We start from the raw sequence: 12,282 nt of genomic DNA on the forward strand, positions 1-12,282 counted from the left end.
GAACGCTTGCGCGGCACCCTAGTTGGGGCCTCGGCCCCCGTCAGCCGGATGGGGGATTGCTCACTCGATGGAATGGCTTTGGTCAGAGCTGCATGACAGAAAGCAAAGATCGGGCCCCGGATTCCGCTTCCGGGGCCCGACGAGGTCGAGAGTGCGCGCGACCGGCGCGTTCGGGGGGGCGCCCCGGGAGACGCCCTACTCCTGGGCCGCCTTCGCCGCGATGTCGGTGCGGTACTGCGAACCGTCCAGCCCAATCCGGCCCACCGCCCGGTACGCCCGCTCGCGCGCCTCGGTGAGGTCCGTGCCAGTGGCCGTGACGGACAGCACGCGTCCGCCGGCGCTGACGACCGCGTCGCCGTCCCGCCTGGTCCCGGCGTGCAGCACGTACGCGTGCGGGGCGTCCTCGGCGGCCACCTCGTCCAGTCCGGTGATGGGGTCGCCGGTGCGGGGGGTGCCGGGGTAGTTGTGCGAGGCCACGACGACGGTGACGGCCGCGTCCTCGCTCCAGCGCAGGGGCGCCAGATCGGCGAGGTTGCCGGTGGCGGCGGCCATCAGGACGCCGGCCAGCGGGGTGCTCAGGCGGGCCAGCACGACCTGGGTCTCGGGGTCGCCGAAACGGGCGTTGAACTCGATGACCCGGACACCGCGCGACGTGATCGCGAGGCCGGCGTAGAGCAGTCCGGAGAACGGCGTGCCGCGGCGGCGCATCTCGTCCACGGTCGGCTGCAGCACGGTCTGCAGCACCTCGTCGACCAGCTTGGGGTCGGCCCAGGGCAGCGGCGAGTACGCGCCCATGCCGCCGGTGTTCGGGCCCTCGTCGCCGTCCAGGGCGCGCTTGAAGTCCTGGGCCGGCTGGAGCGGGACGACGGTCTCGCCGTCGGTGACGGCGAACAGCGACACCTCGGGGCCGTCGAGGAACTCCTCGATGACGACGCGCTCGCAGGCGGCCGCGTGCGCCTTCGCGGCCTCGACGTCCGAGGTCACGACGACACCCTTGCCGGCGGCGAGCCCGTCGTCCTTGACGACGTAGGGCGCGCCGAAGGCGTCGAGGGCCTCGGCGGCCTCCTCGGCGGTGGTGCAGACGTAGGAGCGGGCGGTCGGCACGCCGGCACCGGCCATGACGTCCTTGGCGAAGGCCTTGGAGCCCTCGAGCTGCGCGGCCTCCCCGGACGGGCCGAAGACGGGGATGCCGGCGGTGCGGACGGCGTCGGCCACACCGGCGACCAGCGGGGCCTCCGGGCCGACGACGACCAGGTCGGCACCGAGGCCGGTGGCCAGGGCGGCCACCGCGGCGCCGTCGAGCGCGTCGACCTGGTGCAGCTCGGCGACCTCGGCGATGCCGGCGTTGCCGGGGGCGCAGTGCAGCGCGGTGACGTCGGGGTCGAGGGACAGGGAGCGGCACAGGGCGTGTTCGCGGGCGCCGCTGCCGATGACGAGGACCTTCACGGGGGTCAGCCTACTGGCAAGGTCGCCGAAGGCCGGGGGCCGGTCGATCCGTACGTTCCTACCAAGGGGCGGGGTGCGGGTGCGCCGGGCACCGTGCCCGGCCGCCGCGCGGACCCCTCGCCGGTCCCCGCCGGCTACTCGTTGGAGAACTCCTCCATCACCGTCGCCCCCAGTTCCCGCACGATCAGTTCGTGGCCCGACAGGGCCGACTCGTCCAGGTCCGGGTCGTCGTCCTCGGGGATGTCGTCCTCGAGGGACACCGGGGGCGGTTCGGGCGCGGCGGCGGGGCGGGGCGAGGGTCTGGACGCCGCCGCGGTGCCGGACGGGCCGGACTGCGGGGTCGCCGACGGCTGCGGGGCCGACGGCTGGGGAGCCGCGGGGCGGGGGCGGCCGGGGCGCCGTAGCCACCGCCTCCGGTGGGGGCGCCGCCGTAGCCACCGCCTCCGCCGAAGCCCGACGGACCGCCGGGCGCCGGGGCGGAGCCGCCGCCGGACGGGTCGACGACCGCCTCGATCTTCCACTGCACGCCGAACTGCTCGCTCAGCGCCTGGCGCAGCACGTCCTCGCTGCCGCTGCTCGCGAAGTTGTCGCGGGCGCCGGCGTTGACGAAGCCGACCTGGAGGGTGGTGCCGTCGAAGCCGGTGACCTGGGCGTTCTGGCTGAGCAGGATCCAGGTGAAGCGGCGGCGGTTCTTGACGGCCTCCAGGATGTTCGGCCAGAGGGCCCGGGGTCGACACCGCCGGACGGGGCCGCCGGGGCGGCGGGCGCCGGGGTCGCCGGTGCCGTCGGCGCGGGGGCCGGCTGGTGCCGCGGCTGGGCCTGCGCCTCGGGCCGGGCGGGAGCCTGGTCCTGCCGGTCGCCGCCCGCCGCGGCCGCCGTGGGCCAGCCGCCGGGGCGCCGCCCGCCGCCGGCGGAGGCGGCGGTGGGCCAGGCGCCCGGTGCGGCGGCCGCCGCGGGGGCGGCGGACACGGCCGGTGCCGGGGCCGGGGCGGCGGGCGCGGGAGTCTCGGGGTCCGCGGACGGGGTCGCGGCAGGGGCCGGGACGGGGGCGGGGGCGGCAGGTGCGGGGGCCGGAGCCGCGGGGGCTGCCGGAGCAGGGGCGGCGGGGCCGTCCCCGGGGCCGCCGGTGCCCCGGACCGCCGCGCGTGCCGCGGCCGGGCCGCCGCCGGGGGTACGGGCGCGCCACCGGACGGTACGGGCGCGCCGCCGCCGTGGGCCTCCGGGCCGGGCACGTAGCCCATGGCGGGCGCGCCGGCGCCGCCGGAGAAGGCGACGCCGCGCTCCAGACGGTCGAGGCGGGCCATCAGCGACCGCTCGTCGCCGTAGGCGGCGGGGAGCAGGACGCGGGCGCAGATGAGTTCGAGCTGGAGGCGGGGCGAGGTGGCGCCGCGCATCTCGGTCAGGCCCTCGTTGACGAGGTCGGCGGCCCGGCTCAGTTCGGCGGCGCCGAAGGTCGAGGCCTGGGCCTGCATGCGCTCCAGGACGTCGGCGGGGGCGTCGATGAGGCCCTTCTCGACGGCGTCCGGCACGGCGGCGAGGATCACCAGGTCGCGCAGCCGCTCCAGCAGGTCGGCGACGAACCGGCGGGGGTCGTTGCCGCCCTCGATGACACGGTCGACGACCTCGAAGGCGGCGGCGCCGTCCCCGGTGGCGAAGGCCTCGACGACGGAGTCGAGGAGGGAGCCGTCGGTGTAGCCGAGGAGAGAGGTGGCCATGGCATACGTCACACCCTCGGCCGCGGCGCCGGCGAGGAGCTGGTCCATGACGGACATGGAGTCACGCACGGATCCGGCGCCCGCGCGGACGACGAGCGGGAGCACGCCCTCCTCGACGGGGATGTCCTCCCGCCCGCACACCTCGCCCAGGTAGTCCCGCAGGGTCCCCGGCGGGACCAGCCGGAACGGGTAGTGATGGGTACGCGAGCGGATGGTCCCGATGACCTTCTCGGGCTCGGTGGTCGCGAAGATGAACTTGAGGTGCTCCGGCGGCTCCTCGACGACCTTCAGCAGCGCGTTGAAGCCGGCCGACGTGACCATGTGGGCCTCGTCGATGATGTAGATCTTGTACCGGCTGGCGGCGGGCCCGAAGAAGGCCTTCTCGCGCAGCTCACGGGCGTCGTCCACACCACCGTGGGAAGCGGCGTCGATCTCGATGACGTCGATCGAGCCCGGGCCGTTGCGCGCCAGGTCCTGGCAGGACTGGCACTCTCCGCACGGCGTCGGGGTGGGCCCCTGCTCGCAGTTCAGACAGCGGGCCAGGATGCGCGCGCTGGTGGTCTTCCCGCACCCACGCGGCCCGCTGAACAGGTACGCGTGATTGACCCGGTTGTTCCGCAGCGCCTGCTGCAGCGGGTCGGTGACATGCTCCTGCCCGATGACCTCGGCAAAGGTCTCCGGGCGATAGCGGCGATACAGCGCGAGAGACGACACGCATACGAGGTTAATGGCGTCCACCGACAACGGGTCCCGCCCGCGGGACCCGGGGGACGGGCCCGGAAACGCAAGGGCCCCCCACGCACCCGCCAGAGCCGACCTACCCTTGCTGCCTTCCGGCCCTGGGGGAGTTCAGTCAGATAGCGCCGCGTGAGGGGCTGCGCCCACAGTACCCGATTGCGGCCGACGGTCAGTACCCGATGACGGCCTGCGGGAACGGGTTCGCGAGCACCCTCCTCGGTCATGTAATGTTTCCGGCGGAGGATTCGCCTAGAGGCCTAGGGCGCACGCTTGGAAAGCGTGTTGGGGGCAACCCCTCACGAGTTCGAATCTCGTATCCTCCGCCAGTGCCTCACCGGGCACGATGTCGAAGGGCCCCACTGTTCGCAGTGGGGCCCTTCGACGTTGTCCGTCTCAGTTTCCGTCTCAGTCGGATTTTTCCTCGGTGCCAGGCAGCGCCCAGAGTGCGTCTCCAACTTGCTGAGCGACTTTCCGGAGCATGACTCCCGTCACATGCATGTAGCGGGCGCGCATTCTCGCCGCTCCCCCAGGCTCCCAGCCCATGATCGCGTCGATCACGACGTCCGGGACACCGAGGATCAGGAGCACGGTCGCGGCGGTGTGGCGAGCGTCGTGGAGACGGCCGTCTCGCACGCCCGCGTCCCGGAGAAGCCGCTTCCAGACGTGGAAGTCCGTGTTCGGGCTCAGCGGCCCGCCGACCGGGGCCCTTGCCCTCCCAGTCCGTCCCGGCCGCGATCCGCTCCCGGTCCTGTGCCTCTTGGTGCTGGCGGAGAATCTTGATCAATGGGTCAGGCAGCCCGATGGTGCGCCGCCCCGCGCGCGACTTGGTCGACTTGTGCTCGCATCGGATCTGCGACCGCTTGGGGCAGTAGCCCGCCTTCCTGCCACACGGATCCGCACCACAGCCGTGCGCGTACTTGGGCCGCAACCGGTTCTTGCGGATACGGACATACCCTGCGACCAGGTCGACGTCCTCCCAGTGCAGCCCGAGCGCTTCCCCTTGGCGGAGACCGAGGGCCAGGGCGACGACCCAGCGCGCGCTGTTGCGGAGCTTGGCCGCCTCCACGAGGAGGCTTTGAACCTCTTCGATCGTGTACGGCTCGATGTCCTCCTCCTCGAGGCGAGGAGCCTTGGCGATCTCAGCCACGTTGGTGGCGACGTGCCCGCGCCGCACCGCCTCACCGAGGCGACCCGGATCGTCCGGTGGACGTGGTGGGCTGTGCCGGCGGAGCTCCCGGGGGAGAGGTCAGTTCCCGATGTCGGCAACGACCTTGTCCCCGTACTGGTAGATGTTGCCCACGCCGCTGGTAGCGCCGACCTGCAGGTCGATCTTGTCGCCAGCGGGGCGGTTGCCGCGGATTTCCATGTGGGCGGGGAGGTCATCGCTGTCGCAGGACAGGGTCTTCCAGAACCAGCCCTTACTGGCCGGGCCGTAGCCGAAGGTCACGTACTGGGTGGTCAGCGCACCGGCAGCGCAGCGGGCATTGAACGTGCCCTTGATGGTGTATCCCGTCGGACCGTCGGGGCTGACGGTGCCTTTGAACTGGACGTCGTAGTGCCGGTGGACGTACGTCACGTTCACAGTGACGGGGGCAGCCTGCGCGGGACTGGCAGCGAGCGGAACGGCCAGGATGGCCACGCCTGCGGTCACAGCGGCTGTGAGTCGCTGGCGTACGGCGGCACGGGTCACGAATCGCTCCCCAAAACGGTGACGAAAATCATGATCACCGTAACGGACAGCGATGACCCCACTGAAGCGGAACCGGCGAATACACCCAGATGACCTAACCGTGCACCCTTCCCGGCGTGGGCGCGGGATCGGGGACCGCGGTCAGGTCGAGGTAGCGCTCGACAAGGGGCAGCGCCTGCTCGAAGGGATGCCGCACCCCGAGAACTGGGAGGGTCAACCTGATGCGAAATATGGGTGATCCTTCAAATCTTCGCAGGCAGGGACCTAGTTAGACAGGGAACAGTGCTGTTCCGGGCGGCAAGCGCTCAGGCCGCATGACCGTGACGAGCACTGCTTCGGAGAGGTTCCCTGACATGAAGTACACGATGATCGCTGCAGCACTTGCCGGGGCCGTGATGGCCGGCGGTTTGGCCGCCCCGGCGATGGCCGACGAAGGGCCAGAGCCGGCTCCGGCAGTGTCCGCCCAAGAAATCACCGAGGCCATGCAGCAGGTGTGCGAGGTCGTTCCCATGGATCACGACCAGTGCCTCAACTACGTCGACGTCTACGGAGGCCTCGTGATCACCCTGATCGAGCAGGACTTGTCTCCGCAGGAGATCGCGGCCGCGCTGGGCCTGAGGTCATGAGCCCTACACCGCTGGGGCGGTCGGTCTACTGGTCCCACCGGGCGGGTGGCACTCAGCACGCCCCGAGGTGGCTCACCCTGGCAATCCCGTAACCCACTGTGCGAGGGCCATCCCGCGTTGTTTCCGGGCCGTCCTTGGGTCGGCCGAGGCCCATGCATCAAGCCCGTTCTTTTGGAATGATCAGCAAGAGGATTCGTCGCAGATCAAGCGGCTCGAACACCTGCGCGAAACCCTCGCCGTCCTGGCCATTTCCCTCGCGCGTACTCACGGTCGTCTGGCCTGGTTTGTCTCTGGCGCTCTCAATGCGCTTGACCCAGTTTTGCGCTGGCGCGCCATGCCAGCCGACCGCGGCGGCAGCTTCGGCACTGTCCTCCCCAGTCCTGAGGAATACAAGGAGGCGGAGGATGCCGTCCGCCGACTCCCGGACGCCCTTGCCGTGATCACCGCCGAGCCGGTTGACCTCGGCACCGCTCGCCCGAATCAGGAGGCAAACGAGGTCTGAGGTTCTTAGGGCTCCGCCGATACACGTTCACCGGGGGATAAGTAGGACAGACACGCCGCCGAGGGATAGCGACCATGGCTGGCCCCGCTTGAGGACCGTGAGGCCCTCAGCGAGTACTCGCGCGCCCACCTGATCTGCCGCGTTCCTCAGCTCCTGCCACTCCTGCTCGTTGGAGCCGAAAGCCCGACGTGACCGTTCGACGGAGCCATACAGGGCCCTGACAGCCGCCGAGACATCGAGCACTGTCTGACCAGCACTCCCCGCGCCCTCCAGCGTCCACGACATCCACAGGCCCATGCGGTTACGGTCGCACCGGTACCAGGCGGCCACCAGCCAACCGCAAAAGGCGTCGGCGCCGGTCCGTCTCAGTTTCCTTTCCGTCTCATTCATCAGCGGCCATCGGCGTTCAGCCGGGACCGGACGACCTTCCGCGCCAAAGCACCGGACACGCCTGAACGCAGGTGAACGCCCCAGGACACAGCTCCAACAACCGCCAACAGACTTGGAAAGCGTGTTGGGGGCAACCCCTCACGAGTTCGAATCTCGTATCCTCCGCCAGCCCAGAGGGCCGGACCGTGAAAGCGGCCCGGCCCTCTGGCGTTTCGTGCGCCGGGTGCCGTCCGGCGGCCCGACTTCGGGGGGGGGGGGAGAGAACACGGCGGTGTGACCGAGCACACCCTCCCTGATTTCTTTTGCTTCGTCGGCCGCCGGCGAGTGGTTCGTGGTTCCTATTTCGTCACCCGCACCGGGGCCGTCACCGTCACCTGGTCGAGGTCCGAGATCCGGACGGTCACCTTCAGGGTCCAGGTGCCCGGGATGGGCAGGGCGAAGGAGTCGGCCACCCAGTAGCCGCCGCGGTCGGTGACCTTCGTGTCCAGGGGGCCGACCCGCTGGGCGGGCAGGGTGAAGGAGACACGGAGCTCGGGCACGGCGGCCAGGCCGCCGTCCGGGCCGTAGACCACCGCCTGGACGGAGTTCCGGCCGACCCGGCCCGGGTCGAGGGTGATCTGCACCTTGCCGGTCCCGCCGGCGGCGCCGGTGTCGAACGGGACCGTGGTGACCGAGGCCGTCGGGATGCCGGTCGTCACGGTGTCGGTCTGCGCCGCCTCGGTGGCCGCACGGCCGGGCAGGGTGCTGGTCAGGAGCGTCGTCAGGACCAGGACGAGCACGCCCACGGCGGCCTCGGCCAGCACCGAGCGGCGCAGCAGGTGGAAGGTGGCGGCGGGGGGCGGGGGAGTCGGCGGTAGCGAGGCCCCGGCCGTCGCCGGTTCGGGGGTCGGCCGGCACCGCCGCACTCGCCGGCGCGGGCTCCGGGCCCCGGGCCGGCACCGTCGCCACCTCCGGCGTGCGGGCCGGCACCGCGGCCCGCCCGGTGTCCGCGCGCGCTGCCCGGGCCGCCCCGGTCAGGCGGTTCGTCCAGGTCCGGGAGCAGGCCGCCGCCAGCAGCAGGGCGGTCACGGCGGCCAGCTTGGCCAGCAGGGTGCGGCCGTACGTCGTGTCCGTGAGCGCCTGCCAGGAGCCGAGGCCGCGCCAGGACTGGTAGACGCCGGTCAGGACAAGGACCGTCACGGAGGCGAGGGCCATCCGGGAGAAGCGGGTGAGCACGGGGACGGCGGCGGACTCGAGCCGGCGCAGGGTGCGCAGGAGGGCGACCAGACCGCCGAGCCAGGCGGCCATGGCCAGCAGGTGCAGGGTGGCCGAGGTGATCGCCAGCGGGACCTGGAGGCCCGCCGAGGCGTGCTCGGCCGCCGACCAGGTGGCGGCCAGGGCGGTGGAGAAGAGCGCGGTCGCCGCCAGGGTGAAGCGGCGGGGCAGCCTTCTGCGGCGGGCCCTGAGGAGCGCCACGACGGCTCCGCCCAGCAGCAGGAGGGCCAGCCGGGCGAGGAGCAGCGCGCCGGGGCGGCTCGTCGCCGTGTGGGTGAGGGAGGAGACGGAGAGGGCGTCCGCCGGGGAGGTGCCCTGCTCGTACGGCGACCGCAGCAGGAGCAGGGCGGCGGTGGCGGCGAGGAGGGTCCAGGCGGCGGCGAGGGCCGGGGTGCGCAGCGGCGCGGCCGTGGGCGGCCGGCAGTACGCCACGAAGGCGGCGATGCCCAGCAGGAGGGCCACGGCGAGGTAGGCGAGGTAACGGGCCATGTTGTACAGGGCCGTCGTGGCGGGGTTCTCCGTTTCGTCCGGTACCGGGCTCGCCGCCGTCGCCGTGCGTTTGCCGACCGAGAAGGTGAGGGCGCCGGACACCGGGTGGCTGTCGGCCGAGACGACCCGCCAGGCGACCGTGTAGGTGCCGGTGGCCAGTTTGGCGGGAAGGGGGACGCGGGCCGTGTCGGAGCGGCCGGGGGCGTGGTCGGCGGTGCCGGTGCGCAGGCGGTGGTTCTCGGGGTCGTAGACGCGGAAGGAGTCGGTGAGCAGGCCGACCGACTCGGTGAAGGTGAGCGTCACGTGCCGGGGTGCCGTCCTGAGGACGGTGCCGTCGCCGGGGTCGCTCTCGCGCAGGGCCGCGTGGGCCGTGGCGGGAGCCGCCGCGCCGAGCAGCACCAGCAGCAGGCCCGCCCCCAGCAGCGTCAGCCGCCGCAGCCACCGGATTCCGTCGCGCACGTCGCCCCTCCCGACCGCCCGCGTGCCTTTCGCCCGCCGCCCCGCTAGCGGCATCGGCCGACGGGCCTCCCTGTAGGTACGCAAGGACCGGCCGGGATGCTCACCGGACGGGCCGGGTGGTCACCCGGCCCTCCACCGCCGGTGCGTCGGGCCCTCGGCCCTCGTCAGGCGGGGAAGGCCGCCTCCCGTTCCAGGAAGGCGAGTTGGGCGTGCTTCTCCGGCAGGTACACGTCGGGGATGTCCACCTCGGGCAGGACGACCACCGGTCCGCGGGCGAAGCCCTGGCGTTCGAAGCGGGCGATCGCCTTGGTGTTGCGGACGTCGGGGTCGACCACGATCCGCCGCCGGTCCAGGGTCAGCAGGACGTACGACGCGATCGCGGACAGCAGGGCCGCGGTCCAGCCGGGGTGCGCGCCGTCGGCGCCGGCGGGGGCGAGCAGGAGGTGCACGCCGAGGTCGCCGGGTCGTACGTCGTAGCACTCCCCCACCCGGTCGGCGGCCGGCTCGTAGGTCTGGAGCAGGGCGGCCGGTGCGCCGTCCTTGGTGACCAGATGGGCGTGGTGGGTGTCGAGGCCGGCCATGTGGGCGTAGATCTCGGCGACCTGGGACCTGGTGAGGCCGTTCATGCCCCAGAAGGAGGCACGTTCCTCGCTCACCCAGGCGTGGACCACGTCCGCGTCCGCCTGCGGGTCGAGGGGGCGGACGCCGACGGTTCCGTAGCCGTCGATGTGCTGTTCGTGGAGGTCAGTCATCGGTCTCCTCGGTGCGTTCCAGAAGGGCCCAGTCGGTGACGACGGGGGCGAGTTCGCCCCCGAGCCACAGGGGGAGCTGGTCGTGGTGGTGCGCGGCGCCGGGGACGCCGTCCGCGCCGAAGGGGACCACCCAGCGGCTCAGGGCGCGGTCGGACAGGTCCCAGACGTAGCGGGCGGCCGGGCCGCGGGCCGCGCGGTCGGTGAGGCCGGGGACGGCCGAGGTGCACAGCACGCAGTCGTGGTCGCCGCCCAGTCCGGGTTCGGCGTACGGCTCCCCCGGCTCGTACGGCCCCGCCGCCTGGCCCGGTTCGTACGGCAGGGCCCGCCAGGGGGCCAGGCGGTGGGTGTCGGACCAGGTGCCGGCGGGCGGCCCGGCGGCCACCTCCTCCAGCGCCGCGCGCACGGCGGCGGGACGGTCGACGCCGTACAACTCCTCCGCGCGCAGCAGGTGTTCGAGGGCGAAGCCGATGCGCGGGACGAGGGCCAGCCACGGGAGCAGGACCTCCGGGTAGGCCGGGGGCTCGGTGAGCGGGGCGAACACCGGGTCCGCGGCGAGGTTCCGTACGACCGCGCCGCGCACGGCCGCGTAGGCCGCAGCGTCGGTGCTGCCGGCGTCCATCCGGCGGTCCCAGGCGAGCAGGCGGTCGCGCAGGCGGGCCGCTGCCGGGGTGAGGCCGTCGAGGGCGGCGAGGTGGTCCAGAAGGGCCCCGGCGGAGCCGAGGAGGGTGTCGGTGTGGATCTCCGCCATGCCGTCGGCGGTCCAGGTGCGGCGCGCGTCGAGGAGGGCGTGGATGCGGTCGGCGCGGTGCGGCGGGGCGAACTCCACGCCGAGGGGGGTGGCGGGGCCGCGCTGGTTGGCCATCACCGCGACGCCGTCGGTCAGTCCGGCGTACGGCGTCTCGTGCGTGCCGTGCCATGCGTGGCCGGGCCGCCAGGCGGGGACGGGGTGGAGGCGGTTGGCCGCCGCGCGGTCGGGGACGCGGCCGGCGACCCGGTGCAGGGTGCCCCCGGCGGTGTCGGCGGCCTGGACCACGTTGACGGGCTCGGTCCAGGCGTCCAGGGCGCGGTCGACGTCGCCGACCGTGCGGGCGCGCAGCAGGGGGAGCAGGGCGCCGAAGCCGAGGTCCCCGGTGACGCGGGGCGGGTAGCGGAGGGCGAGCGCCCGGGCCTCGCCCCCGTCGGGGTCCGTCGCGCCGGCCGCGGTAGCGGTGCCGCCGTACGCGGGGACACCGGCGTCCAGGCCCTCCGGGCCGCCCGCGATCACCGGGCCCCGGTCCGTCTCGATCACCTCGATCTCGACCGGGGACTCGCCCGCGATCTCCACGGTCTCCGTGTGCCGTGCGGCCCGGTGCCAGGTCCCGTCCGGTCCGAGCGCCTCGACCCCGGCCCCGGTACGGCGCAGCCGCTCGCGGTACAGGTCCTGGTAGTCGGCCATGGCGTTGGTGATGGCCCAGGCGACGGTGCCGGTGTGGCCGAAGTGGGCGATGCCGGGGACGCCGGGCACGGCGAGGCCGACGACGTCGAACTCGGGGCAGGCGAGGCGGATCTGCTGGTAGACGCCCGGGTCCTCGATGAAGCGGTGGGGGTCGCCGGCGATGAGGGCGTGGCCCGTGGCGGTGCGCTCGCCGGAGACCAGCCAGCCGTTGCTGCCCGCGGTGCCGGGGCCGTCGGTGGCGAACAGGCCGACGGCGGCGGGGCCGAGGTGGCGGATCGCCTGCTCGCGCCAGAGCTTGGCGGGGAAACCGGCGAACAGGATGTGCGTGGCGAGCCAGACACCCAGCGGGGTCCAGGGCCGCCAGTGGCCGGGGGTGAGGCCGGTGCGGGCGAACGCGGGGTCGCGGCGGGCGCCGGCGGCCAGGCCCTCGTTGACCCCGTCGGTGTACGCGCGGACCCAGTCGGCCGTCTCGGGGTCCCGGTGTTCCAGCGCGGCGAAGCAGCGGCGGGCGGTGTCGTCGAGGCGGGCCCGGCGGGCGAGGACGTCCCAGGAGAGGGCGCCGACGCCGAGGAAGGAGGCCGACGTGCCCCGGGCCCGGTGGCGTTCGACCTCCAGCTGCCAGGCCCGGTCACGGGCCGTCACCCGGCCCTGGGCGCGGGCGAGTTCACGGGCGCCGGACGCACGCAGATGGGGAATGCCCCAGGCGTCGCGGTAGGTCTCGGTGGTCACCGGGGAGCCCCTCTCTTACTTTAGGTTAGCCTTGCCTAAGTATTGGTGGGGAATCGT

The 12,282-nt window shown here is 73.2% G+C and carries 9 protein-coding genes, 1 tRNA gene, 1 other RNA gene and 1 pseudogene; 3 read left to right on the plus strand and 9 right to left on the minus strand.

The annotated features are described in order from the left end of the window. Nucleotides 1-195 precede the first annotated feature (195 nt). From purD to ffs, 3 genes are all read right to left on the minus strand, one after another. Entirely contained in the window at nucleotides 196-1,446 is a 1,251-nt protein-coding gene (gene purD, locus N8I86_RS19000; RefSeq protein ID WP_073887043.1) for a phosphoribosylamine--glycine ligase, read from the minus strand. A gap of 134 nt (nucleotides 1,447-1,580) precedes the next feature. Next, on the minus strand, nucleotides 1,581-3,875 hold the full coding sequence (locus tag N8I86_RS19005) for a DNA polymerase III subunit gamma and tau (RefSeq protein WP_263278286.1): 2,295 nt from the start codon (nucleotides 3,873-3,875) through the stop codon (nucleotides 1,581-1,583). A gap of 70 nt (nucleotides 3,876-3,945) precedes the next feature. Continuing rightward, an RNA gene (ffs, locus tag N8I86_RS19010) (signal recognition particle sRNA small type) lies at nucleotides 3,946-4,040 on the minus strand. Between the two features lie 97 nt (nucleotides 4,041-4,137). On the opposite strand from ffs, the gene N8I86_RS19015 reads away from it, so the two are divergent. Next, nucleotides 4,138-4,225: transfer RNA gene (locus N8I86_RS19015), tRNA-Ser, on the plus strand. 79 nt (nucleotides 4,226-4,304) lie between these two features. Here N8I86_RS19015 and N8I86_RS19020 read toward each other — a convergent pair. The 3 genes and pseudogenes from N8I86_RS19020 to N8I86_RS19030 form a co-directional block, all read right to left on the minus strand. Next, nucleotides 4,305-5,135: pseudogene (locus N8I86_RS19020) on the minus strand (tyrosine-type recombinase/integrase); the annotation flags it as partial. Nucleotides 5,136-5,145: 10 nt separating this feature from the next. After that, a complete protein-coding gene (locus N8I86_RS19025) occupies nucleotides 5,146-5,589 on the minus strand; it encodes a hypothetical protein (RefSeq protein WP_143611177.1) in 444 nt (147 codons plus the stop codon). Between the two features lie 94 nt (nucleotides 5,590-5,683). Continuing rightward, nucleotides 5,684-5,806: a hypothetical protein gene (locus tag N8I86_RS19030; RefSeq protein WP_263278287.1), complete on the minus strand. Its 123-nt coding sequence runs from the start codon at nucleotides 5,804-5,806 to the stop codon at nucleotides 5,684-5,686. Nucleotides 5,807-5,942: 136 nt separating this feature from the next. Between N8I86_RS19030 and N8I86_RS19035 the strand changes: the two genes are divergently transcribed. Both N8I86_RS19035 and N8I86_RS19040 read left to right on the plus strand, forming a co-directional pair. Beyond that, nucleotides 5,943-6,215: a saposin domain-containing protein gene (locus N8I86_RS19035; protein ID WP_263278288.1), complete on the plus strand. Its 273-nt coding sequence runs from the start codon at nucleotides 5,943-5,945 to the stop codon at nucleotides 6,213-6,215. A gap of 67 nt (nucleotides 6,216-6,282) precedes the next feature. Continuing rightward, on the plus strand, nucleotides 6,283-6,717 hold the full coding sequence (locus N8I86_RS19040; protein ID WP_263278289.1) for a hypothetical protein: 435 nt from the start codon (nucleotides 6,283-6,285) through the stop codon (nucleotides 6,715-6,717). Between the two features lie 528 nt (nucleotides 6,718-7,245). On the opposite strand, the gene N8I86_RS19045 is transcribed toward N8I86_RS19040, so the two are convergent. The 3 genes from N8I86_RS19045 to N8I86_RS19055 all read right to left on the minus strand — a co-directional run bounded on the left by N8I86_RS19045 (nucleotide 7,246) and on the right by N8I86_RS19055 (nucleotide 12,225). Then, nucleotides 7,246-9,309 carry a copper resistance CopC/CopD family protein gene (locus N8I86_RS19045; RefSeq protein ID WP_263278290.1) on the minus strand — a complete coding sequence of 688 codons (2,064 nt, stop codon included), beginning with the start codon at nucleotides 9,307-9,309 and terminating at the stop codon, nucleotides 7,246-7,248. A 164-nt stretch (nucleotides 9,310-9,473) separates the two neighbouring features. Further along, a complete protein-coding gene (locus tag N8I86_RS19050; protein ID WP_073887048.1) occupies nucleotides 9,474-10,061 on the minus strand; it encodes a GNAT family N-acetyltransferase in 588 nt (195 codons plus the stop codon). Beyond that, on the minus strand, nucleotides 10,054-12,225 hold the full coding sequence (locus N8I86_RS19055) for a penicillin acylase family protein (protein ID WP_263278291.1): 2,172 nt from the start codon (nucleotides 12,223-12,225) through the stop codon (nucleotides 10,054-10,056). The genes N8I86_RS19050 and N8I86_RS19055 overlap by 8 nt, the downstream gene beginning before the upstream one ends. Nucleotides 12,226-12,282: the final 57 nt, after the last annotated feature.

The sequence above is a fragment of the Streptomyces albidicamelliae genome, assembly GCF_025642175.1.
Taxonomy (GTDB): Bacteria; Actinomycetota; Actinomycetes; order Streptomycetales; family Streptomycetaceae; genus Streptomyces; species Streptomyces albidocamelliae.